20 protein-coding genes are annotated in these 23,101 nt (G+C 42.6%); 11 read left to right on the top strand and 9 right to left on the bottom strand.

All coding sequences use genetic code 11. The annotated features are described in order from the left end of the window. On the top strand, positions 1–206 hold a 206-nt coding region (locus DXA54_RS28400), incomplete at its 5' end, for a hypothetical protein (RefSeq protein ID WP_207903501.1). Between the two features lie 134 nt (positions 207–340). Here the strand turns inward: DXA54_RS28400 and DXA54_RS14205 are convergent. The 3 genes from DXA54_RS14205 to DXA54_RS14195 form a co-directional block, all read right to left on the bottom strand. After that, complete coding sequence (locus tag DXA54_RS14205) at positions 341–1,285, bottom strand: DUF5106 domain-containing protein (protein WP_004304184.1); 945 nt, start codon at positions 1,283–1,285, stop codon at positions 341–343. Between the two features lie 157 nt (positions 1,286–1,442). Further along, the gene (locus DXA54_RS14200; RefSeq protein WP_004311246.1) at positions 1,443–3,224 is read right to left on the bottom strand and encodes a sensor histidine kinase; all 1,782 of its coding nucleotides are present in this window, start codon (positions 3,222–3,224) and stop codon (positions 1,443–1,445) included. A 27-nt stretch (positions 3,225–3,251) separates the two neighbouring features. Next, the gene (locus tag DXA54_RS14195; protein WP_004300631.1) at positions 3,252–3,941 is read right to left on the bottom strand and encodes a response regulator transcription factor; all 690 of its coding nucleotides are present in this window, start codon (positions 3,939–3,941) and stop codon (positions 3,252–3,254) included. 241 nt (positions 3,942–4,182) lie between these two features. Between DXA54_RS14195 and DXA54_RS14190 the strand changes: the two genes are divergently transcribed. From DXA54_RS14190 to DXA54_RS14175, 4 genes are all read left to right on the top strand, one after another. Further along, entirely contained in the window at positions 4,183–5,376 is a 1,194-nt protein-coding gene (locus tag DXA54_RS14190) for a hypothetical protein (RefSeq protein ID WP_120079793.1), read from the top strand. Between the two features lie 59 nt (positions 5,377–5,435). After that, on the top strand, positions 5,436–6,236 hold the full coding sequence (locus tag DXA54_RS14185) for a DUF3805 domain-containing protein (protein WP_004311244.1): 801 nt from the start codon (positions 5,436–5,438) through the stop codon (positions 6,234–6,236). 1 nt (position 6,237) lies between these two features. Continuing rightward, positions 6,238–8,106, top strand: a complete 1,869-nt coding sequence (locus tag DXA54_RS14180) for an ABC-F family ATP-binding cassette domain-containing protein (protein WP_004311243.1) — start codon at positions 6,238–6,240, stop codon at positions 8,104–8,106. A gap of 111 nt (positions 8,107–8,217) precedes the next feature. Continuing rightward, positions 8,218–9,057, top strand: a complete 840-nt coding sequence (locus tag DXA54_RS14175) for a histidinol-phosphatase (RefSeq protein WP_004304183.1) — start codon at positions 8,218–8,220, stop codon at positions 9,055–9,057. Position 9,058: 1 nt separating this feature from the next. Here the strand turns inward: DXA54_RS14175 and DXA54_RS14170 are convergent, their stop codons facing one another. Both DXA54_RS14170 and DXA54_RS14165 read right to left on the bottom strand, forming a co-directional pair. Next, positions 9,059–9,274, bottom strand: a complete 216-nt coding sequence (locus DXA54_RS14170; protein WP_004304182.1) for a hypothetical protein — start codon at positions 9,272–9,274, stop codon at positions 9,059–9,061. Positions 9,275–9,300: 26 nt separating this feature from the next. Continuing rightward, a complete protein-coding gene (locus DXA54_RS14165; RefSeq protein WP_004311242.1) occupies positions 9,301–10,536 on the bottom strand; it encodes a hypothetical protein in 1,236 nt (411 codons plus the stop codon). A 180-nt stretch (positions 10,537–10,716) separates the two neighbouring features. Here DXA54_RS14165 and DXA54_RS14160 point away from each other — a divergent pair, with 180 nt between their 5' ends. The 4 genes from DXA54_RS14160 (at position 10,717) to rimI (ending at position 15,250) form a co-directional block, all read left to right on the top strand. After that, the gene (locus tag DXA54_RS14160; RefSeq protein WP_004300623.1) at positions 10,717–11,916 is read left to right on the top strand and encodes a pyridoxal phosphate-dependent aminotransferase; all 1,200 of its coding nucleotides are present in this window, start codon (positions 10,717–10,719) and stop codon (positions 11,914–11,916) included. Positions 11,917–11,956: 40 nt separating this feature from the next. Next, on the top strand, positions 11,957–13,201 hold the full coding sequence (locus tag DXA54_RS14155; RefSeq protein ID WP_165863246.1) for an ABC transporter permease: 1,245 nt from the start codon (positions 11,957–11,959) through the stop codon (positions 13,199–13,201). Positions 13,202–13,331: 130 nt separating this feature from the next. After that, the gene (locus DXA54_RS14150) at positions 13,332–14,798 is read left to right on the top strand and encodes a RimK family protein (protein ID WP_004311241.1); all 1,467 of its coding nucleotides are present in this window, start codon (positions 13,332–13,334) and stop codon (positions 14,796–14,798) included. 2 nt (positions 14,799–14,800) lie between these two features. Continuing rightward, positions 14,801–15,250, top strand: a complete 450-nt coding sequence (rimI, locus tag DXA54_RS14145; protein ID WP_004311240.1) for a ribosomal protein S18-alanine N-acetyltransferase — start codon at positions 14,801–14,803, stop codon at positions 15,248–15,250. A gap of 30 nt (positions 15,251–15,280) precedes the next feature. On the opposite strand, the gene DXA54_RS14140 is transcribed toward rimI, so the two are convergent. Genes DXA54_RS14140 through DXA54_RS14125 form a run of 4 tightly spaced genes read right to left on the bottom strand, consistent with a single transcriptional unit; the run spans position 15,281 to position 20,216 of the window. Then, positions 15,281–16,453 carry a glycosyltransferase gene (locus DXA54_RS14140; protein WP_004311239.1) on the bottom strand — a complete coding sequence of 391 codons (1,173 nt, stop codon included), beginning with the start codon at positions 16,451–16,453 and terminating at the stop codon, positions 15,281–15,283. Positions 16,454–16,509: 56 nt separating this feature from the next. Next, positions 16,510–17,535, bottom strand: a complete 1,026-nt coding sequence (locus tag DXA54_RS14135; RefSeq protein WP_004300618.1) for an AI-2E family transporter — start codon at positions 17,533–17,535, stop codon at positions 16,510–16,512. A 57-nt stretch (positions 17,536–17,592) separates the two neighbouring features. Beyond that, the gene (locus DXA54_RS14130) at positions 17,593–18,846 is read right to left on the bottom strand and encodes a sensor histidine kinase (protein WP_004300617.1); all 1,254 of its coding nucleotides are present in this window, start codon (positions 18,844–18,846) and stop codon (positions 17,593–17,595) included. A gap of 5 nt (positions 18,847–18,851) precedes the next feature. Further along, positions 18,852–20,216: a sigma-54-dependent transcriptional regulator gene (locus DXA54_RS14125; protein ID WP_004300616.1), complete on the bottom strand. Its 1,365-nt coding sequence runs from the start codon at positions 20,214–20,216 to the stop codon at positions 18,852–18,854. Between the two features lie 326 nt (positions 20,217–20,542). On the opposite strand from DXA54_RS14125, the gene DXA54_RS14120 reads away from it, so the two are divergent. Together DXA54_RS14120 and DXA54_RS14115 are read left to right on the top strand one after the other, a co-directional pair. Further along, positions 20,543–21,844 (top strand): TolC family protein, encoded by a 1,302-nt coding sequence (locus DXA54_RS14120; protein WP_032843902.1) that lies wholly within the window; start codon positions 20,543–20,545, stop codon positions 21,842–21,844. Positions 21,845–21,850: 6 nt separating this feature from the next. Further along, positions 21,851–23,098: an efflux RND transporter periplasmic adaptor subunit gene (locus DXA54_RS14115; protein ID WP_120079791.1), complete on the top strand. Its 1,248-nt coding sequence runs from the start codon at positions 21,851–21,853 to the stop codon at positions 23,096–23,098. Positions 23,099–23,101 lie beyond the last annotated feature (3 nt).

The following is a 23,101-nucleotide window of genomic DNA, read 5'->3' as shown; positions in this document are numbered from 1 at the left end:
GTACAAACGTACGTTACCTACCGTGTGAATGTCCGTTACCCACCGGGCGAGCATCAACAACCTACCAGACAAAAGTCGGTTATCTGCCGGACGAACAGTTCATGAGGGACACGGGAACAGAAACGGCACCGACGAAGTGGTCCGAACCGACAACGGCAGCATCCAAAGCCATCTTCTCTGCCCAGTATTATTGCTGTTGTTTATAACAGAAATAATACTTTTACTTACTCTTCTTTACTCTTCTCTACTCTACTGGTTTTCATTGGCTTTTCCCCCTTTACTGGTGGGCGTTTCAGCGCTTTGTACAGCCCTCTCCGAACACCCTCATTTTTGTATCGTTTTACTCTAGTTCAACATTAGTTAAGTATTCTTCGATAGCTTGTGCGGTGGCGTCTTTTAGGAGCACGGTCTTTTCTTTGTTTAAAAGGTAGAGGGTGGGGATAGCCTTCAAATCATATAGTTGTTGTTCTTTGATGGCAAATTTCTTGTCATATCCGTTGATCCATTCTTTGGGGAATTCATTCAGGTGTTTTCTCCATTCGTCCAACTCTTCGTCAGGGTAGATAGAGAGGACTGTTAGTTTCTTTTGTCCCAAAAGTCGGTTGATGATAGGTGCGTTTTTCAGGGCATCTATTGTTTCTGTGCAGGCATGACAGCCGGGGTTGTTGATGAATAGGAGGATATAGTCGGCTTGCTGTTGATAGAGGGAGCCTTGTGCGCCGGAAGCTAATGTGTAGCTGAAGTTCAGGGCTTTGGTTCCGATACGGTTTTTCTGTGCTAATTCCCGGCGGGCTTTAGGACGTACTTTCTCAATTTCCTCTAACAAGGGAGAAGCTAACATGGCGTCTAATACGGGAATATAGAATTCTTCGTTACGCATGGGGGAGTTGGGGTCGTATAAATATTTATCCGCCAGGTCGGTGATGTAGGTGAATACTTTTTTGTCTACATTCGTTTGTTCGATTGTTTTCCGCATGGCTTCTTGTGCAGTTTCCAACGGGACGTGATTCAGTATGTCACAATAATCCGCCCAAGCTTGTTCGGTCACTTCGGGGTGGTGGATGTAATTAGTGTCGGCGAAGTTGACGTTATCCCAATAGTGTTTTACCAGAAAGTCTGCCCGTTGTTCCGGGGCTGTCATCATTGGGGGGATGGCAGGCAATGTAAAGGTTTTAATGGTGTCTTGTATTACATCATTTTTGTTCAGACTGGAAGCGTTGCCGCTTTTGCAGGCACAAAGGCAAAGGATGCATATAGCTGGAAGAATATGGATGTTTGTTTTCATAACTAACAATTATTACATTGAATTTATGTAGATTACATTGGTGACAAAGATAATGTCCTTTCTACTTTATTCAAAGAATTTTTCTTCCTTTTATTTTGCTGCGTTCTCTTCTGTTAGTTTTTTTGATTAGACAAGTTTTGCAGGATAACTCCTGATTTTACTTCTCCTTTGCCAATGTAAATACAAATTCCAGCCCGCCTCCCTGATTGTTCTTGGCGGAGATGCTGCCACCGTGGATGATGACGGCGTTCTTCACAATAGCTAGTCCCAGTCCTGTTCCACCTACTTTCCGTGAACGACCTTTGTCTACCCGGTAGAAACGTTCGAAGAGACGATTCAGATGTTCGGGAGATACTCCAATACCTGTGTCGGCAAAGCTGAAATAGTAGAAATTCTCATCTTCACGGAAACAGTTGATATTGATCTGGATATTACTTCCGGCGTATGCGATGGCATTGTCCATTAGATTACGGAAGATGGAATAAAGTAGTGAGTAATTTCCTTTGATTTGTATACTCTTCTTTAAGGAGTTGACGACTGTAATATGTTTTTCGTCAAGCTCCAACGATACTTCGTTGATGATGTTACCTACCAACACACTGATGTCTACCCGTTCCATGTCGATCATGCTGGCGGCTTCATCCATGCGGGTGAGTACGGAGATGTCGCGTAATAACCGACTTAAACGGTTGCTTTGTGCATAACAACGTTCGAGGAATACGTTGATCTTCTCGCGTGGAATATTTTCATTGCTGACAATGGTTTCCAAATACCCTTGGATACTGCTGACGGGAGTTTTCAACTCATGGGCGATATTCTGGGTCAGTTGGCGTTTGAGTCTAACCTGTTCTTCTTCCTGGGTAACGTCGTTGATGGAAATCTCGAAGCTGGCATCCTGGAAGATGATACATTCTACGATAAATGTCCGTCCATTCTTATTGATGGTGACAGACATTCGTTTTTCACCTTTTCCTCTCGAACGTTCTTGCTGATTCTTATTGATAAAATGAATGATCTCTTGCAGTTCGCTGATGGCAAAGACTTCTTCTGTTGTTTCCAGGTTGGAGTCTGAAATCAGGTTACTGTATTGGGTGAAAAGATTGTTGACAAGAATCTCTTTTTTGTCTTTAGTAAATATACCTAGTCCTTCGTGTGAGATTTGAAGGTGGGTGATTAGCTTTTCACGTTCAATGTAGAGAGCTTCTTTGGTTTCGTGCAGTCGTTTGTAGATTTGAATGATGTGCTGTGATATTTCTCCCAGTTCGTTGTGCGGGAAGGCGGATTGCATAGCCATTTCGATAGGCTCGTTCCGGTCGGCGCGCATCGCAAATTCACGGAGCTGGCTGATGGAAGTCCCCAGTTTGTTGGTGAATTTGTAGAAGATAATCATTAATAATAAGGTCACGATTACGGTAAACCATAAATAGTGCGGGTCTGCTTGCAGGTTGTTGATGAGGCTGACATTGTAAGGTAAAGCCGAACGGACAATATAATCTTTATAATGAGTGGCCGAATAGAAATAGGGAACTCCGGTTGTCTCGGAAGTACGGCGTACATCATATCCGTTGCCATGTTTTATGGCTTTCTGTACTTCCGGACGGTTCAGGTGGTTCTCCATCTGGTTATTATGACTTGGATAGCTGTCGTAAACAACATTTCCTTGAGCATCAATAAGGGTTACACGCAAGTCTTCCAGGATATGGTTATTGATATAACCGTCGATGATTTCACTGTCAAGAGGTTGATTCTCCAGTTGTTCGTAGAGCCTGCTGTTGTAATCTTGCAGTTTGGTGTTTAGCAGTTCTATTTTATATTCCCGTTCACGTTGATACTGGTACGCAATAAAACAAATGGCAAATACCAGGAATAGTGAAATAACCGAAAGGAAAAGTTTTCGGCTAAAAGAAAGAAAATGCTTTTGAGTTACAGGCAGGTTCATAATAACTATTTAATTCGGCATAATTATTTATTCAGCTTCAAAACAGTATCCATATCCGAGACGGGTGACAATGCATTTGCCGTATACCCCAATCTTTTTACGTAGACGGGTGATGTTTACGTCGATAGTACGGTCGAGCACGTACACTTCGTCACTCCAGATGCGGGCCAGGATGTCTTCACGGGAAAATACACGTCCTTTATTCTGTACCAGCAGAAGCAAGATCTCAAATTCTTTTTTGGTCAATGGCACTTCTTCATCGTCGATACTTACTTTTTTCTTTGTGATGTCAATAACGAGCGACTGATAAGTAAGACGTTCGGGGACTCTTTCCGTTTCCGTTGTCACTGTGCGTCTTAATACGGCTTTCACACGGGCGATGACTTCACGCAGCGAGAAAGGTTTTGAAATATAATCGTCTGCTCCCAGGTTGAATCCGGTCACAGTATCGTTTTCGGTATCTTTTGCTGTGATAAAGATAATAGGCACTTTAGCTGTTTTCTTGTCTTTTTTCAGGATGTTCGCCATTTTGAATCCGGAGATTTCTCCCATCATCACATCGAGGAGAATCAAGTGATAGCTGCTGATGTCCATCTTCATTGCTTCTTCAGCAGAGTTTGCAGTATCAACTTCATAACCTTCGTTTTCAAGATTGAATTTCAGAATCTCACAGAGGTCTTCTTCATCGTCGACAACTAGAATACGGTAATCGTTCATAAGATGTATGTATTAATGTGATATGACAAAGTTACGTTTTTATTTTATCCTTTGCAAAGATGAGGAGACTTTGTTACGGGCAGATGAAACAGACGTTACAATCGTGTTACATTCCGGGAATTCCGAGAATTGATGAGGAATATGGAAGTTTTTGTTGATTGTAAGAGGAAAAACCGCTCACTATTTGTTATCTTTGTTAGCGAGATACAATAGAAACGTTTGATTATAGAAACTACAAATAATGATAAAAATTGACTTAAAACGGCATCGGAAGGAAATAATAGGATCGGTGGTGGTACTGTTAATTCTCCTTGGCGGTATGTCTGTGTTTAAATATACTTCATTCAATTCCGGTTTTGAAATTGTGGATGATCTGGGCGGAAATATATTTCCTTCAGCGATTTTGTCTGTTGCCACTACTGATGCGCAGGTGATTGTTCCGTCGGATTCTAATTATTTGGGGAATCCGAAATCGTGTATTGCTGTTCGGGTGAAGTCGAAGATAGCCTATAGCCGGGTACGGATTGAAGTGGCTGAAACGCCTTTTTTCTCCCGTTCGGTGTCGGAATTTGTACTAAACAAGCCTCGAACGGAATATACGATTTATCCTGATATCATCTGGAACTATGAAGCTCTGAAAAATGAGGTGCAGGCAGAACCGGTAAGTGTGGCTATTACTGTCGAGATGAATGGAAAAGATCTGGGGCAACGGGTGCGTACATTCTCTGTGCGCAGTATCAATGAATGTCTGTTGGGGTATGTATCGAATGGAACCAAATTCCATGATACAAGTATTTTCTTTGCTGCCTATGTCAATGAAGAGAATCCTATGATTGACCAGTTGCTTCGCGAAGCACTGAATACTCGTATTGTCAATCGCTTCTTAGGCTATCAGAGTAAGGCTAAAGGGGCGGTGGACAAGCAGGTGTATGCTCTCTGGAATATATTGCAGAAACGCAAATTCCGTTACAGTTCTGTTTCCAACACCAGCCTTTCGAGTAATGTTGTTTTCTCGCAGCGGGTTCGTACGTTTGATGATGCACTGGAATCTTCGCAGATTAATTGTGTGGACGGTAGCGTACTGTTTGCATCACTGCTTCGGGCTATAAATATCGATCCTATTCTGGTACGTACGCCGGGACACATGTTTGTGGGGTATTATACCGATAATTCACATACTGATAAGAACTTCCTAGAAACAACAATGATTGGTGATGTCGATCTGGATGACTTTTTCCCGGATGAACAGCTGGACTCCACAATGGTAGGCAAGTCGCAGAATGAAATGTCGCTATTGACTTTCGAGAAATCGAAGCAATATGCTAATAAGAAGTATAAGGAGAACGAAGAAGGTATTCATTCCGGGAAATTGAATTATATGTTTCTGGAGATTTCTAAAGATGTGCGGAGGAAAATACAGCCAATAGGGAAATGATGTTTTGTAATTCGTATTTAATTCGTACTTTTGCCAAGTAATCATTTTAAAGTAAAAGGATGCAAGGCAAGAAATTTATCTCTCCCGGAGCATGGTTTTCTATGAACTATCCATCAGACTGGAATGAGTTTGAAGATGGCGAAGGCTCTTTTCTTTTCTATAATCCCGATGTATGGACGGGGAATTTTCGTATATCCGCATTTAAAGGAAAAGCCGGTTATGGCAAAGATGCCATCCGGCAGGAACTGAAAGAGAACGATTCGGCTTCATTGGTGAAAGTCGGAACGTGGGAATGTGCGTATAGTAAAGAAATGTTTCAGGAGGAGGGAACTTATTATACTTCCCATTTGTGGATTACAGGCGTTGACGATATTGCTTTTGAATGTTCTTTCACCGTGCCTAAAGGTGGAGTTGTGAAGGAGGCGGAAGATGTAATCGCTACTTTGGAGGTACGTAAAGAAGGGCAGAAGTATCCTGCTGAATTGATTCCTGTACGTCTTTCTGAAATTTATTTGATTAATGAGGGATATGAATGGGTGGTATCTACTGTGAAGCAGGAACTGAAAAAGGATTTTCAAGGAATAGAAGAGGACTTGGAGAAACTTCAACAAGTGATTGACAGCGGTAAGATTGGTTTGAAAAAGAAAGAGGAATGGTTGGCTATTGGTATCACTGTTTGTGCAATTCTGGCAAATGAAGTGGATGGCATGGAATGGAAAACGTTGATTGACGGCAACCGGGAAGCTCCTGTTCTCCAATATAAAGATCGGACCATCGACCCGATGAAGCTCGTTTGGAGTAAAGTAAAGGCGGGAGAGCCTTGCAATGTAATAGAAGAATATAAGAAGTGTTTGGATTAAAATGGCAGTACCTTATTTACAGATAGATAACCTGACCAAGTCTTTCGGTGACTTGGTTCTTTTTGAAAATGTATCTTTGGGCATTGCCGAAGGTCAGCGGGTAGGATTAATAGCAAAGAACGGTAGTGGAAAGACTACCTTACTGAATATCATTGCCGGAAAGGAAGGTTATGATAGCGGTAATATTGTTTTTCGTCGTGATCTTCGGGTGGATTACCTGGAACAGGATCCGCAATATCCCGAAGAACTGACAGTGCTCGAAGCCTGTTTCCATCATGGTAACAGCACGGTGGAATTGATAAAGGAGTACGAACGCTGCATGGAAACCGAAGGTCATCCGGGATTGGAAAACCTCTTGGCACGTATGGATCAGGAGAAAGCTTGGGAGTATGAACAGAAAGCCAAGCAAATCCTTTCACAACTTAAAATCCGTAATTTCGATCAGAAAGTGAAGCAACTGTCCGGCGGACAGCTGAAGCGTGTTGCTTTGGCAAATGCTTTGATTACCGAACCGGACCTGTTAATCCTTGATGAGCCGACCAACCATCTGGACTTGGATATGACCGAATGGTTGGAAGATTACCTGCGTCGTACCAACCTTAGCCTGCTGATGGTGACTCACGACCGTTACTTCCTTGATCGTGTTTGCTCCGAGATTATCGAAATAGACAATCAACAAATCTACCAATATAAAGGTAACTACAGCTATTATCTCGAAAAGCGTCAGGAACGTATTGAATCTAAGAGCGTGGAAATAGAGCGTGCCAATAATCTGTATCGTACAGAACTCGACTGGATGCGCCGGATGCCGCAGGCACGCGGACATAAGGCTCGTTACCGGGAAGATGCTTTCTACGAATTGGAAAAGGTTGCGAAGCAGCGTTTTAATACTGATAATGTAAAGCTGGAAGTGAAAGCATCGTATATCGGAAGCAAGATATTCGAAGCCGACCATCTTTTCAAGAGTTTCGGAGATCTGAAGATTCTGGATGATTTCTCTTATATCTTCTCTCGTTATGAGAAGATGGGAATTGTAGGAAATAACGGAACCGGAAAATCTACTTTTATCAAGATATTGATGGGACAAGTCAAGCCTGATAGCGGAACAGTGGATATTGGCGAAACAGTTCGTTTCGGTTATTATTCGCAGGACGGACTTCAGTTTGACGAACAGATGAAAGTGATTGATGTGATACAGGATATTGCCGAAGTCATCGAATTGGGCAATGGAAAGAAGCTGACTGCTTCTCAATTTCTGCAGCATTTCCTGTTTACTCCTGAAACCCAGCATAGCTATGTCTATAAATTGAGTGGGGGAGAGCGTCGCCGTCTTTACCTTTGTACCATCCTGATGCGTAATCCTAACTTTCTAGTATTGGACGAGCCTACCAATGACCTCGATATTATCACGCTGAATGTGCTCGAAGAATATCTCCAAAACTTCAAAGGCTGTGTGATTGTCGTTTCCCATGACCGTTACTTTATGGATAAAGTAGTAGATCACCTGATGGTATTCAACGGGCAGGGAGATATCCGTGACTTCCCCGGAAATTATAGTGATTATCGTGACTGGAAAGAGGCGAAAGAACAAAAAGAGAAAGAAGCGGAGAAGCCGCAGGAAGAAAAGACCGCCCGTGTCCGCCTGAACGACAAACGTAAGATGAGCTTCAAGGAAAAGCGTGAATTCGAGCAACTGGAAAAAGAAATCGCCGAACTGGAAGCTGAAAAAACACAAATTGAGGAACTTCTTTGTAGCGGCACACTTTCCGTTGACGAATTGACTGAAAAGTCAAAACGTTTGCCCGAAGTCAATGATATGATTGACGAAAAGACAATGCGTTGGTTGGAACTTAGCGAAATAGAAGGCTGATTCGTGCCACTATATTGGCACCTTTGTGCCACTTCGATGGCACAAGTATAGTTTATTATATTCCCGGATAACCAAATAATGATAATATACCCCCAGACAATATAACCTAGTATGACAAACCTAACCAATTATCATAGCCACTGCCTGTATTGCGACGGACGAGCCAATATGGACGATTTTATTCGTTTTGCTATCAGCGAAGGGTTTACTTCTTATGGCATTTCTTCTCATGCTCCACTACCATTTTCTACCGCATGGACGATGGAGTGGGATAGAATGGAAGATTACCTTTCCGAATTCTCTCGTCTGAAAAAGAAATATGCAGGTAAGATAGAGCTTGCCATCGGTCTCGAAATTGACTACCTGAATGAAGAAAACAATCCCTCTTTGCCTTGTTTTCAAAAACTACCACTTGACTACCGGATAGGTTCTGTGCATATGTTGTATTCTCCAGAAGGGAAAATCGTAGATATTGATACCCCGGCAGATCTTTTCCGTCAATTGGTAGACAGGCACTTCGATGGTGACTTGGATTCTGTTGTCCACCTTTATTATAAGAACCTGCTCCGTATGGTAGAGCTGGGAGGATTTGATATTGTCGGCCATGCTGACAAGATGCATTATAACGCTTCCTGTTATCGTCCGGGTTTGCTTGATGAAGCATGGTATGACACGTTGGTCCGCGATTACTTCGCGGTGATTGCCGCACGTGGTTATATGGTGGAAATCAATACCAAGTCTTATCATGAGCTGGGTACATTCTATCCGAATGAACGTTATTTCCCTTTCCTGAAAGAATTGGGTATTCGGGTACAGGTGAATAGTGATGCGCACTACCCTGAAAGAATAAACAATGCCCGCTTCGAAGGGTTAGCCGCTTTGAAGAAAGCAGGTTTTACTTCGGTGGTAGAATGGCATGGGGGGAAATGGGAAGATATTCCCATAGGATAAGTTATTCCATATCCAGGATCTCTTGTTTCTCTTCATTCAACGAAATCAACGTTTTCTTTAGCTCGTCTATTCGTGAATCAATTTCAGTCAACTTCTTCAGATACATAGTTCTAGGTAGCGCATCTTCATAGGCCATGATAAACTCCTCTTTTTCGTCAAAGAGCTGCTCTATTTGCTCTTCAACTCTATTTATAGCACATGTAATTTCTCCTATCATAAATCTTTCGTTTTTTATAGATGCCTTTATTCCATCCTCTTGCAAGCATTTGCCTGGAAAAACTCGTTCAACGTATCTTCATAGTTACCATGAAGCATAATATGATGATTTCCCAGTGGATTCTTTAAGAAGTATTCGGCCGGAGTATTCATGCGGATGCGCACTTGTGTACGGCACATATTAATATAATTAGTGTTTTCAGTCAATGTTCCTGTAGACAAGTAATATTCATCCAGACATTCACCGCCACATTTTATGATCGTTACATCCCCCGTCGGAAGTAGCCCTTGTATGGCAATTCCTTTTTCTGTTTCAAAGTGATTGCGGATAATATATCTCTCCGTTTGTTTGAGACCTACGGTGCAATGTGCCAATATCAGTTCATTCGTACGGGAATTAATCATGGAAGGATTTGCCATAAATCCGTCTTTACCCGTAAGTGCTTTAACTGCTAATAGCGTAAATACAGATTGAAGATCTCCTTCACAACCTGCTATTATCCCGTCATCATTCAATAAAGATAATGCCACGCATCCGGTAGTGTCGATTTGTTCAATCAGTTTAAAGCAGCTTAATGTCAGCGCTTCCAGATTTTCTTCCTGACAGACCTTTTTGATTGCCCGGTATAATCGCATCGCTTTGATTAAATCTTCGGGAGTTCCTTCGCGGCAGGCAAGAGCTTGTGATGCTACAGCTGCGCATGATGCTCCGACTTGGTCATCCGTAATGTGTTTAAATTGTTCATAAATCCGTTCCAATGGAATATCTACATATTCGATTCCCCAACGACGTTTTGCCAACAAGTAGTCTACGTTACTGGCAACTAACCAGGAAGAAGGACTTCCAATGACTCCGATACGTTTGCCGAACAAGGAACGTTGTGCCTGGAAATTATTATAAAGTGTATGGATACGTAAGATGATAGCCGGTAATTCACCGTGCAGAATTTCACTTTTCATTCCGCGTCCCCGTAACCAGGTGGAAATTTCCAGTGCGGCAGCAAGAGAATTCTGCATGCCGTCTGCCAGTAAAATGGCGGGGCGAGGGAGGTTTTCGAAATGCTGTATGACCAGTCTTTCCACCCCACCGGTAGCGACGAAAATGATTTTGAAATCGTCACTACTAAGTTTGTCCATATCTTGATGGTCGACGAACTTTACAGTATAATATTTTTCAATCTCGCTCAAAATAGCTTCGTGCGAGCTACGTAGCGAGACTTGTTTGTGAAGTATTGAAGCGAATGAGATAAGGTGTATGGTCATTATGATATTGTTTTAAGTTTTCCGTATGACAAATGTATAGCTTTCTTTTCAATTTACCATAACGATTTTAACCTTGCTAAGGTTTTTAAAGTTTTTATGTCTCTGTATTCAAATTATTGCGTACATTTGCAGCTCCAAGTAGAAAAAGTAAATAGTAATTAGTAATTTGTAGTTAAAATTATGCCAACCATATCCATTCGCGGAAACGAGATGCCTGCATCTCCTATCAGAAAACTGGCTCCTTTGGCAGACGCTGCCAAGCAACGCGGAGTCCATGTGTTTCACCTGAACATCGGACAGCCTGATCTGCCCACTCCTCAGGCCGCGATTGACGCGATACGCAATATTGATCGTAAAGTGCTGGAATATAGCCCCAGTGCAGGTTATCGTAGCTATCGCGAAAAATTAGTGGGATATTATGCAAAGTTCAATATCAACCTTACAGCAGACGATATAATCATTACATCAGGAGGTTCGGAAGCCGTGCTTTTTTCCTTCCTTTCCTGCCTGAATCCGGGAGATGAAATTATCGTTCCGGAACCTGCATACGCTAACTATATGGCATTTGCAATCTCTGCCGGGGCTAAGATTCGTACTATTGCTACGACCATTGAAGAAGGTTTTTCTCTTCCGAAAGTAGAGAAGTTTGAAGAACTGATTAATGAACGTACGAAAGCGATTCTTATTTGTAACCCAAACAATCCTACCGGTTATTTGTATACACGTCGTGAAATGAATCAGATTCGTGACTTGGTAAAGAAGTACGATTTATTCCTTTTCTCTGATGAAGTATATCGTGAGTTCATATATACCGGTTCTCCTTATATTTCTGCCTGCCATCTGGAAGGTATTGAAAATAATGTGGTACTGATTGATTCGGTATCCAAACGATATTCCGAATGTGGTATCCGCATTGGTGCGTTGATTACCAAAAACAAGGAGATACGCGATGCTGTTATGAAGTTCTGTCAGGCTCGTTTGAGTCCTCCGTTGATTGGACAGATTGCTGCAGAAGCTTCTTTGGATGCTCCGGAAGAATATTCACGCGAAACGTATGATGAGTATGTAGAACGTCGTAAATGTTTGATTGACGGTTTGAACCGTATTCCCGGCGTTTATTCGCCCATTCCGATGGGAGCTTTCTATACAGTGGCCAAACTTCCGGTAGATGACTCCGATAAGTTCTGCGCATGGTGTCTTTCTGATTTTGAGTATGAAGGTCAGACTGTATTCATGGCTCCGGCTTCCGGTTTCTATACCACTCCGGGATCTGGAATCAACGAGGTTCGTATTGCTTACGTATTGAAAAAAGAAGATTTAACCCGTGCACTTTTTGTCTTGCAGAAGGCTTTGGAAGTGTATCCGGGAAGAACGGAATAAATTCTAGTATTAAGTATTAGGTATTAAGTATTTATACAAATTGTCTTTATCACTTTTCATAGCCCGGCGTATCTATCGTGAAAGCGATGGCGGAAAGCAGGTGTCACGTCCTGCGGTCCTCATTGCCATGGCGGGTATTGCTATTGGTTTGGCCGTAATGATTATTGCAGTGGCGGTAGTCATCGGGTTTAAAAGTGAAGTGAGAAATAAAGTTATAGGGTTTGGATCGCATATCCAGATTACCAATCTGGATGCGGTCAGTTCTTACGAAACTCATCCGATTGTGGTAGGAGACAGTATGATGACTGCTCTTGCTGATTATCCGGAGATAAGCCATGTACAGCGTTTTTCCACCAAACCGGGAATGATTAAGACGGATGATGCTTTTCAGGGAATGGTATTAAAAGGCGTAGGTCCGGAATTTGACCCTCATTTCATTAAGGAATATTTGGTGGAAGGTGAGATACCTGTTTTCAGTGATTCTGTTTCTTCCAATCAGGTGCTTATTTCCAAGGCATTGGCCACTAAGATGAAGTTGAAACTGGGAGATAAGATATACACCTATTACATACAGGACGATATCCGTGCACGGCGTCTGACAATTGCCGGAATTTATCAAACGAACTTTTCCGAATATGACAATCTCTTTTTATTGACGGATCTTAATCTGGTGAATCGATTGAACGGCTGGCAACCGGAACAGGTGACCGGTATAGAGTTACAGGTGAAAGATTATGATAAACTGGAGGACATAACGTATGAAATCGCAACCGATATAGACAACCAGATGGATAAACTGGGCGGTGTGTATTATGTGCGTAATATCGAACAGTTGAATCCGCAGATCTTCGCTTGGCTCGACTTGTTGGATTTGAATGTATGGGTCATCCTGTTTCTGATGATAGGGGTGGCCGGTTTTACTATGATTTCCGGTCTGTTGATAATCATCATCGAACGTACCAATATGATTGGTATTCTAAAAGCATTGGGAGCCAACAATTTCACGATTCGTAGAACCTTTCTTTGGTTTGCAGTCTTTTTGATTGGTAAAGGAATGCTTTGGGGCAATGCCATTGGTTTGACTTTCTGCATTTTTCAGTCACAGTTCGGACTTTTTAAACTTGATCCGGAGACTTACTATGTGGATACCGTTCCGGTTTCCTTTAATGTATTACTTTTCGTTTTGATTAATCTCGGCACTTTGTTTGCATCTGTATTGATGCTGATTGGTCCTTCATTTCTTATCACTAAGATCAATCCGGCAAGCTCCATGAGATACGAATAATCCTCTTTTTTCCTATCTGATTTTTACTGCAAAAATAATTTGGTCCATTGCGTGATGTGGAGTGAATAATATGTCTATATTTGCGCCCAATTTACTTAATATCCTCTTGTAGGTTTAATTTTTAACCATTATGAATAATGTGTTAATTCTGTTGGATAATCTGGATGACTGGAAACCGTATTATGAGACAAGTAGTGTCCTGACTGTTTCCGACTATCTAAAAAACAAGCCGGTGGAGAAAGACCGGAAGTTAGTTATTAATCTTAGCAATGATTACAGCTATAACTCTGAAGGGTATTACTGTTCGCTGCTAGCCCAAACGAGAGGACAGAAAGTCATTCCGGATGTTGATATCATCAACAAAATGGAGGTTGGAACGGGGGTGCGGATGGACCGTAGTCTGCAAGCCCTTTGTTATCAATGGATACAGAAGAATGACATCAAGGATGATATCTGGTACCTGAATATTTACTTTGGCAAATGCCGGGAAAAAGGTCTGGAACGGATTGCGCGTTTTATTTTCGAGAATTACCCTTGCCCATTGTTAAGAGTGGCTTTGAATACTCATCCCAGAAATCAGATCGAGGGCATTCATTTTCTTCCCCTGAATCAGCTTAATGATGCAGAGCAGGATTTCTTTGCCAATACGCTGGATAACTTTAACAAGAAAATATGGCGTGCACCGAAGTCGGCAAAGGCTTCCCGTTACAGTCTCGCTGTATTGGTCGATCCACAGGAGAAATTTCCTCCCAGCAATAAAGGTGCTCTGCACAAATTGACGGAGGTAGCTAAGAAAATGAACATCCATGTGGAGATGATAACCGAAGATGATGCTATCCGTTTGCTCGAATTTGATGCCTTGTTTATTCGTACTACAACTTCGCTCAATCATTATACATTCCATTTGTCACAGTTGGCTGCACAAAACGGAATGGCTGTCATTGACGATCCGTTGTCTATCATCCGGTGTACGAACAAAGTGTATCTGAAAGAACTTTTTGAGAAGGAAAAGATATCTGCTCCCAAGTCTACATTGATTTTTCAATCCAGCCATCATTCGTTCGAACAGATAAGCGAACAGGTGGGCGCTCCTTTTATCCTGAAAATACCGGATGGCTCTTATTCCATTGGTATGAAAAAGGTGTCGAACGAAGAAGAACTGCAAGCCAGTCTGAAGATACTGTTTGAAAAATCGGCTATCTTGTTGGCACAGGCATTTACTCCAACGGAGTTTGACTGGCGTGTCGGTCTATTGAACGGTGTACCGCTCTATGCCTGCAAATATTATATGGCGAAAGGACATTGGCAAATTTACTGTCACTATGATTCGGGCAGAAGCCGTTGTGGATTGGTAGATACGATTCCTATTTATCAGGTGCCTCGTGTGGTATTGGATACAGCTGTAAAGGCTGCCAATCTGATAGGAAAAGGGTTGTATGGAGTCGATCTGAAAATGGTGGATGATAAGGCTTATGTAATTGAAATCAATGATAATCCGAGTATCGATCATGGACTGGAAGATGCCATTATCGGTGATGAAATGTATTACCGCTTGTTGAATCACTTTGAACAAGTGCTAGAAACAAAACATTATTGATTATGGAGCCGATAATCGTCCGTAAAGCACAGCAGGCAGACATTCCCGCTATTTTGGAAATAGAGTGGGAGTGTTTCCGGGAAGACAGTTTTTCAATAGAGCAGTTTGCCTATCTGATAAGCCGTTCGAAAGGAACTTTCTATGTGATGATGGAGGCGGATAGGGTGATCGCTTATGTCTCCCTGTTATTTCATGGGGGAACTCGCTATTTAAGAATCTATTCGATAGCTGTTCATCCGGATTATAGAGGAAGAGGACTGGGGCAGGTATTGATGGACCAGACGATTCAGACGGCCGGTGAATGTAAGGCTGCAAAGATTACGCTTGAAGTGAAAGTGACCAATACTTCCGCTATCGGGCTATATATGAAAAATGGCTTTATTCCAACAGGAATAAAGCCATGCTATTATCACGATGGTTCGGATGCTATTTATATGCAGCGATTGATTTAACAATAAGTCTGTCTTCTCACGAAATCCGGTTTATCTTCTCATGAAATCTCCTTTTCCCCGGAAGAAACGGCAGAGTTTGAACTTCAATGACTGTACAGGTTGGATAAGGTCGAAAACAGGTAACGAGAAATAGTATTTTCGTCCTCCACCCATTTCTTTTGCCGTGCGGTTGATAATGACAGCTTGTACTGTAAAGCGCAGTAACCACATCAGGAATGCGATGCCTGCTACTAGCCAGTGGAAATTAAGTATCCCGAATACGATACCTGCTATACAGGCAATATAGAATAACAAACGGGAGAATGTCTCAAATCCCAGGAGGTAACGCTGTATTCCGTGGTAGAATCTGGCAGTAGCCATATAACTAACCTTTTCTTCTTTCCAATCTTTGTAGCGATATACGGGCTGTATCCGTGTGGTAGCGTTGAAGTCTGTTTCAACACGGGTGTTGGCGGAGGTAGCTAGTTCATTAATGAATAAATCATCTTCTCCACGTTGCAGATTCAGGTATTTGGAGAAACCTTTCTGTTGAAAGAATAGTTCTTTCCGGTAAGCCAGGTTGCGTCCGATACCGATATAAGGTTTTCCGGCTAGCGCGAATCCCAGATAGCGCAAAGACTGGAACAAAGTATCGAATGCAGTACGTTTGTGCAACCATCCCTTTGTGCGGTCGTATCCGCTATATCCCAACACAATTTGGGTCTGCGGAGTGAAATTACGTGCCATCAGTTTTAGCCACTGGTTGCTGGCGGGCATACAGTTTGTTTCCGTAAATACGAGCCAGTCATGTTTGCTGGCTTTGATGCCTAACGTTAGAGCCAGTTTCTTATGACTGATATAGCGTGCACTTTCGGGCGTAAAACTATGATAAAGATGAGGATATTTTTCTTCCATCACTCCCAGTATATCCTCGGTATCATCTGTGGAAGCATCATTGATGACAATCACTTCAAATTGTGGATAGTCCTGTTCCAGAATGGCAGGTAGAATTTTACGAAGATTTTCAGCCTCATTGCGTGCACGGAGAATCACGGAAAGTGGAGGCAGTTCTCGTATGAAATGCACCTCTTCTTTGCCTACAGCTTTATTGTGGACATGTATTCGATTGTACAGGCCGAAATAATAAATGAGCTGGATGATAAAAAGAATACCTGCCACCGATAAAAGAATCAGTTCGACAGTATTGAATGTAAATGTTTCCATCAAATTTTAGTGTCGTTTTTACAGCCGCAAAAGTACACAATTTTTCGGTAGTTTCGTCATCTCGATGGGAGGTTATTTCGCAAGTCGAGATATTCTTTCTTGAACATATCCACAAAAAGAAAGAATAATGAAAGCAGCAACGGACCGAAGATGACTCCCATAAACCCGAATATCGGCAGGCCGATGACTACTCCGAAAATAGTGATAAGCGGATGTGTATCCGCCATCTTCTTTTGAAGGATGAACCGGATAAGGTTGTCCGATTGCGATACGACGATAGCTCCATAGCCAAAAAGCCCGATGGCGTTGAACCAGTCTCCGCTGATGGCAAGATAAGCGGCTACAGGAAACCATACCAATGCCGTACCTACCATCGGAATGATGGTTGCAAAGCAGGTCAGGAATCCCAGCATCAGTATGTTGGGTGCTCCGAAAAGCAGATAGCCTATCATAGCCACGCCTCCCTGAATGATAGCCAGTAAGGGAATGCCGATAGCATTGGAACGGACAATCATATTGATTTCGTGAATGACTTCCTGCGTATTGGTTTCATTAAATGGCAGAATGTCATTGACATAAGCTTCCATCTTTTTTCCTCCAATCAGCATGAAGTAAAGCACAAAGATCATGACGAACAGGTTGATGGCAAGGCTGCTGATGCTTTCCATTATAATTTGTCCGATACGGGGAAGTATGGACATGATGAATGACAGCGTATCTTTTCCCAATACATCGTATCCTGTTTTCTCTTTGATGAATTCTGCTACCTGTTGAATAGGTGCAATATAGGTCTGTGGATCCAGATTGATATCCTGTAACTTGTTTGCCACCATCCAGACAGTCAATCCCAAAGGGATAAGAAAGACGAAAATCGTTTCTGCGGTAATCAACAGTGCGCTGATGCTTCGTTTCAGCTTTCGTTTTTCTACCAGATGATTCATCTGTCCGCGTACAAGAATGTAGATGGTGAGTGCTCCCAGCAATCCCCCCAGAAAAGGAGTGATTTGGCGGAAGATGATGACTCCCATAAACAGGATGATGACAATGAGGGAATATTTCCAGTATTGTTCTTTGGTGCTCATATCGTGTAAAATTCGTTTATATGATAATAAACACTCGAAGGCCGTGAAAGGTTTGTTTTACAGTGAAATGTCGATATGAAAAATTGTTTTACCGGGACGGCTTTCCAAAATAGACAAATGACCGTTGTGGTTACGGATGATTTGTCGGCAGAGACTTAATCCGATACCGGTTCCTTCGGATTTGGTGGTGAAGAACGGAATGAATATTTTTTCCTGCAGTTCATCGGGGATACCGGGACCATTGTCTGTGACGTCGATAGATATATGCTCGTCCCGATATGCATAAATTTCGATTGCTCCGTCTGTTCTTCCGTCTAACGCCTGAATGGAGTTTCTAAGGAGATTGAGCAGGACTTGGGATAGCTGGTTCTCGTCTCCATCCATGTCGATGAATTCCGGCTGACAGGTAAGTGTGAAATGAATCTGATTTTCCTGAAAATCGGTAGACAGGAGTTCTTGCAGATTTTGCAGGAGGGCTGTTAGTGAAAACCGTTTCCTTTCCGGTTGGGGCAGATAGGAGAGACGACGGAAAGATTCGGTAAATTCCAGCAGGCGTTCACTTTGTGCCTGGATGATATGAAGTCCGCGAAGTGTTTTTTCGCTGTTGTCCGGATATGCGGATAATGTTTGCGACAGGGAGATGATGGGAGCAATGGTATTCATGATTTCGTGGGTAAGCACGTGGCTTAGCTTGTTCCATGATTCACTCTCTTTATCATTCAGTTCATTGCTGATATCCTTGATGGATAAGATGGTAATAGTTTCGTTCTGTAATTTCATCTGGTTTTGAGACAGACTAAGTCGTTCTTTCTTCTCTTTTTCCTGCAGGATAGGTTTCAGTTGGTCGTATTGGGCTAGTTGCTGGCATCCCAATAAAGTCAGTGCGGCACTGTTGGCCATCATTATTTTTCCGGAAGAATCCCATGCCAACACACCGCTAGGGACTTCTTCCAATAGCGAACGGTAGAAATGTTCCTGCTTTGAATATTCAGCTTGAGTTCGGATGAGCAGGGCATTGATACGGTTGAGTGAACGATTCAGCATTTCCTGTTCCCGGCTGACATTGTTTTCGGGGAAATAGAGCATATTGTCTTTGTCTTCTATCGCATCGAAGAAAAGGCGTAATTTTTGGTTGAAAGAGTTTAGCTTATTCACTAATCTTCCAATCTGAAACAAGGAGCAGATAACCAGTAATATCCCTATTACCACTCCTTGTTGGGAAATAATGAGCCATAGACCTGTTCCTGCGGTAGCAAGAATAAATAGGATATGTCCTAATGTGGTCCAATATATATGTCGGCTGAATAGCATACGGCTTAGGGCTTAAATCGTTTCAGTTTATTGTAGAGCGTTTGTCGGCTGATACCAAGTTGTTCGGCCGCAGCAGTCAGGTTTCCATTATTTTGCAAGATGGCCGTCTCGATGGCTTGTCGTTCCACTTCTTCCAGATTGGGCACCGCTTGGACTGTCTGTGGTTTCCAAGTCTGTTTCACCAGAATATCTTTAGGACGTATCACGTTGCTTTCGCATAAAATAACCGCCTTTTCGATGGTGTGTTGCAGTTCCCGGATATTGCCCGGCCAATGATAGGAGCGTAGCTTTTCAATCGTTTGCTCATGCATTCGCATTTCCGGTCGTTGATATTTGGAAGCGAAGCGATGAAGAAAAGCATCGATGAATAATAATAGATCATCTCCCCGTTCTCTCAAAGGGGGAATTTCCAGATGGATGGTATTGATGCGATAGAATAAGTCTTCGCGGAACAAACCTTCTTTAATCATCTCCGGTATGTCTTTGTTGGTGGCGGAGATGAGTCGGATATCAACGGGAATCACTTTGTTGCTTCCGATTCGGGTGATATTTCGGTTTTGTAGTACAGTCAGTAGTTTGGCCTGCAATGCAAGAGGGAGATTTCCGATTTCATCCATAAAAAGCGAACCACCATTGGCGGCTTCGAATTTACCCGGACGGCTTTCATAAGCATCAGTAAACGCTCCACGTTCGTGTCCGAAGAGTTCACTCTCAAAGAGCGATTCGCTGATAGCCCCCATATCGACACTAAGTAACTGACGGGTGTTTCGTGAAGATAAGCGATGTATTTCCCTGGCTAACATCTCTTTTCCTGTTCCGTTTTCTCCGGTTATCAGGATATTGGCATCGGTTTTGGCGACTTTAGTAACTACCTTAATTAGCTGTAGCATTGCAGGGGAATGACCGATCAACATTTCTGACTTATTCAGATTTTCATCACCGGATGCTTTCTGGGTTGATTTGGGAGAGTTTTTATGATGGGTTGGACGATTGTTTTGATAGGCTTCCTTTATTTTCTGTATCAGTATGTGGTTATCCCATGGTTTTAGTAGAAAATCTGTTGCACCATTCTTCAGTGCTTTAACGGCTAATTCTACATCACCGTAGGCGGTTAGCATAATAACGGGCAGTGAAGGGCGGATTTCATGGATATGTTTCAGCCAGTACAGTCCCTCGTTACCATTGTTGATTCCTGCTGAAAAGTTCATATCCAGAATCACAATATCAATCGGAGTGGTAGATAAGATGGTCGTGATTTGATTAGGATTGGCAGCTGTGCGGACTGTGCTGAACACATTCTCGAGTAATAACTCCAGTGAGGCTAATACACTCTTATTGTCGTCTACAATTAAAATCGTTCCTGTTTCCATACGCAAGATTGGGGGCTCTGTCCGTTGAATGTTCCTTTTAAGTTTCCGGGTAAAGGTATCTGTTTTTGATTTTCTTTGCAAGGGAGTGTCCAATAATTAGACGTTTTCATACAAAGTTTATGCTGGAATGAGTCAGAACGAGTTAGAATAGGGTAGAATAGAGGGATTCTCTCGGTAATGTCCAATTATTGGACGTTAGGGCGTTTAATTTTTGGACGGTGGAAGAATTATGTAATTTCTATTTGTTTTATAATCAATTATTTATGATTTGTGGCATTGCATTTGCTTTTATCATCCTGCTATCACACAATCATATATTATAAAGGATGAAAAGATTTCTTTTACTACTATTGCTTTCAGTGCCGGTTTTCCTGCTAGCCCAATCCGCTATGAGTTTGGACGATTGCATTCGTTTGGCTTATAAACAGAATCCGGCTGTACGTAACGGAGTTATCGGCATAAAGGAAACGAAAGCGGATTATATAGCTTCTGTCGGTGCTTTCCTGCCGCACATAGTGGTTAATGCGGAAACAGGCAAACGATTCGGACGTTCGCTGGATCCTGACACCAATGGGTATACCAGTGAATCTTTTGAAGAGGGAACGGTGGGACTTGATATGACACTTTCCTTATTTGAAGGCTTTTCGCGTATCAATCAGGTGCGTTTCCGGAAAATGAACAAAGAACGCAGTGAATGGGAGCTGAAAGAGAAACAGAATGAACTGGCCTATCAGGTGACGGATGCTTATTACAAACTGATTCTGGAGAGAAAATTGCTCGATCTTGCTTTGGAACAAAGCCGGTTGAGCGAAAGGTATTTGAAACAGACAGAGGTCTTCGTGGAACTGGGATTGAAATCAGCTTCCGATTTACAGGAGGTGAAAGCACGCCGGGAGGGAGATATTTATCGTTATCAGTCGCGCGAAAATAGCAGTCGGATCGCTTTATTGCATCTGAAACAATTAATGAATATCCAGCCGGGCGACACACTCGCTATTCTGGATACGATTACAGCATCCCAATTACCACCATATTCTGTTTCGACTGTGGAAACTCTATACGCACAATCTATCGAAATATTGCCCTCCATACGTATGATTGATTTGAAACAAAAAGCAGCTCATAAAGAGTATGCGATAGCGGGAGGAGCTTTCTCACCCTCTGTCTTTGCTCGTTTCACCGTCGGTTCCAATTATTATAATACAGCTTTCTCGGCCAGACAATTGCGTGATAATATAGGAAAATATGTGGGTGTTGGCATCTCCTTTCCCCTGCTAAGCGGTTTGCAACGTTTGACCAATCAGCGCAAGCTGAAATTGAATATGTATCGGCTCAAAAACGAAGAAGAACTTGAAAAACAACAATTATATACGGATATTGAGCAAACACTCCTTTCTCTTCACACCGGATATAGTGAACATCAGCAGGCATTATCACAACTTGACGCTGAAACACTGGTACTGAAAGAATCCGAACGGAAATGGGAAGAGGGATTGATTTCCGTCTTTCAACTGATGGAAGCCCGTAACCGGTTTATTGCTGCCAAAGCAGAACTGGTTCGTGTACGCTTGCAAATAGAAATGATGATGAAACTAGAAAAATATTATCGACAAGGAACTTTTTTATAAACCATTATGGATACACTTATTGAACGAAAACCCGGCATCAATCGCAAACGTCTTTATTGGGTCGGTGGGGTAATGCTCGGACTTGCTGTGATTGCCTATTTTATTTTCAGAGATACAGCCTCTTCTATGGCAGTGGAGAAAGACCGGCTGACAATTGCTACTGTCAAGCAGGCCGAGTTCAGTGATTATATCCGTGTGATTGGTCAGGTCATGCCTAGCCGGATTATCTATATGGATGCCATCGAGGGCGGTCGTGTGGAAGAGCGCCTGAAAGAAGAGGGAGCTATGGTAAAGGCCGGTGATGTGATTCTGCGTCTTAGCAACCCATTGCTCAATATCGGTATCATGCAGAGTGAAGCCGATCTTGCTTATCAGGAAAACGAGTTGCGTAATACCCGGATTAGTGTGGAGCAGGAACGACTGCAACTGAAACAAGAACGTATTGGCCTGAATAAAGAGCTTATCGGGAAGCAACGCCGTTATGAGCAGTATAAACGTTTGGTAAACGAACAACTGATAGCACGTGAAGACTATCTCCAGGCAGAGGAAGAATATATAGCAGCCAAAGAGCAACTGGCTGTTATTGACGAACGTATCCGGCAGGATCATATTTTTCGGGAAAGTCAGATAGGCAGTCTTGACGAGAATATACGTAATATGAAACGGAGCTTGGCATTGGTTCGTGAGCGTTTGGAAAACCTGAAAGTGAAAGCTCCGATCGACGGACAGGTAGGAAACCTGAATGCGCAAATCGGGCAATCTATTTCTGCCGGCGAACATATCGGGCAAATCATCACTTCCGACCTTAAAGTACAGGCACAGATAGACGAGCACTACGTAGAACGGGTACTTCCCGGACTTCCTGCCGACTTTACCCGTGACGGAGAAACCTATAAACTGGAAGTGACTAAACCTTATCCTGAAGTGAAAGACGGTCAGTTTCGTACAGACCTCAATTTTATATCCGAACGACCGGAGAATATCCGTGCCGGACAGACTTATCACATAAACCTGCAATTGGGTGATCCGGCACAAGCTATTCTGGTTCCCCGTGGCGGATTCTTTCAAATTACCGGGGGCCGATGGATGTACGTTGTCGATGAAAGTGGTACATTTGCCACGCGGCGCCCTGTGAAGATAGGACGGCAGAATCCACTGTATTACGAGGTGACAGACGGTTTGTCTCCGGGTGAGAAAGTAATCATATCCGGCTATGAATTATTTGGAGACAATGAGAAACTAATACTAAAATAATGA

It is taken from the genome of Bacteroides sp. OF03-11BH (assembly GCF_003604005.1).
GTDB classification, from domain to species: Bacteria; Bacteroidota; Bacteroidia; order Bacteroidales; family Bacteroidaceae; genus Bacteroides; species Bacteroides ovatus.
This window is presented reverse-complemented; position numbering and strand designations above follow the sequence as displayed.

Bases quoted from the DNA above. Each gene is read 5' to 3' on its own strand.
- DXA54_RS14205 (WP_004304184.1), bottom strand. From the start codon at position 1,285: ATGAAAACAAACATCCATATTCTTCCAGCTATATGCATCCTTTGCCTT.
- DXA54_RS14200 (WP_004311246.1), bottom strand. From the start codon at position 3,224: ATGAACCTGCCTGTAACTCAAAAGCATTTTCTTTCTTTTAGCCGAAAA.
- DXA54_RS14195 (WP_004300631.1), bottom strand. From the start codon at position 3,941: ATGAACGATTACCGTATTCTAGTTGTCGACGATGAAGAAGACCTCTGT.
- DXA54_RS14190 (WP_120079793.1), top strand. From the start codon at position 4,183: ATGATAAAAATTGACTTAAAACGGCATCGGAAGGAAATAATAGGATCG.
- DXA54_RS14185 (WP_004311244.1), top strand. From the start codon at position 5,436: ATGCAAGGCAAGAAATTTATCTCTCCCGGAGCATGGTTTTCTATGAAC.
- DXA54_RS14180 (WP_004311243.1), top strand. From the start codon at position 6,238: ATGGCAGTACCTTATTTACAGATAGATAACCTGACCAAGTCTTTCGGT.
- DXA54_RS14175 (WP_004304183.1), top strand. From the start codon at position 8,218: ATGACAAACCTAACCAATTATCATAGCCACTGCCTGTATTGCGACGGA.
- DXA54_RS14170 (WP_004304182.1), bottom strand. From the start codon at position 9,274: ATGATAGGAGAAATTACATGTGCTATAAATAGAGTTGAAGAGCAAATA.
- DXA54_RS14165 (WP_004311242.1), bottom strand. From the start codon at position 10,536: ATGACCATACACCTTATCTCATTCGCTTCAATACTTCACAAACAAGTC.
- DXA54_RS14160 (WP_004300623.1), top strand. From the start codon at position 10,717: ATGCCAACCATATCCATTCGCGGAAACGAGATGCCTGCATCTCCTATC.
- DXA54_RS14150 (WP_004311241.1), top strand. From the start codon at position 13,332: ATGAATAATGTGTTAATTCTGTTGGATAATCTGGATGACTGGAAACCG.
- rimI (WP_004311240.1), top strand. From the start codon at position 14,801: ATGGAGCCGATAATCGTCCGTAAAGCACAGCAGGCAGACATTCCCGCT.
- DXA54_RS14140 (WP_004311239.1), bottom strand. From the start codon at position 16,453: ATGGAAACATTTACATTCAATACTGTCGAACTGATTCTTTTATCGGTG.
- DXA54_RS14135 (WP_004300618.1), bottom strand. From the start codon at position 17,535: ATGAGCACCAAAGAACAATACTGGAAATATTCCCTCATTGTCATCATC.
- DXA54_RS14130 (WP_004300617.1), bottom strand. From the start codon at position 18,846: ATGCTATTCAGCCGACATATATATTGGACCACATTAGGACATATCCTA.
- DXA54_RS14125 (WP_004300616.1), bottom strand. From the start codon at position 20,216: ATGGAAACAGGAACGATTTTAATTGTAGACGACAATAAGAGTGTATTA.
- DXA54_RS14120 (WP_032843902.1), top strand. From the start codon at position 20,543: ATGAAAAGATTTCTTTTACTACTATTGCTTTCAGTGCCGGTTTTCCTG.
- DXA54_RS14115 (WP_120079791.1), top strand. From the start codon at position 21,851: ATGGATACACTTATTGAACGAAAACCCGGCATCAATCGCAAACGTCTT.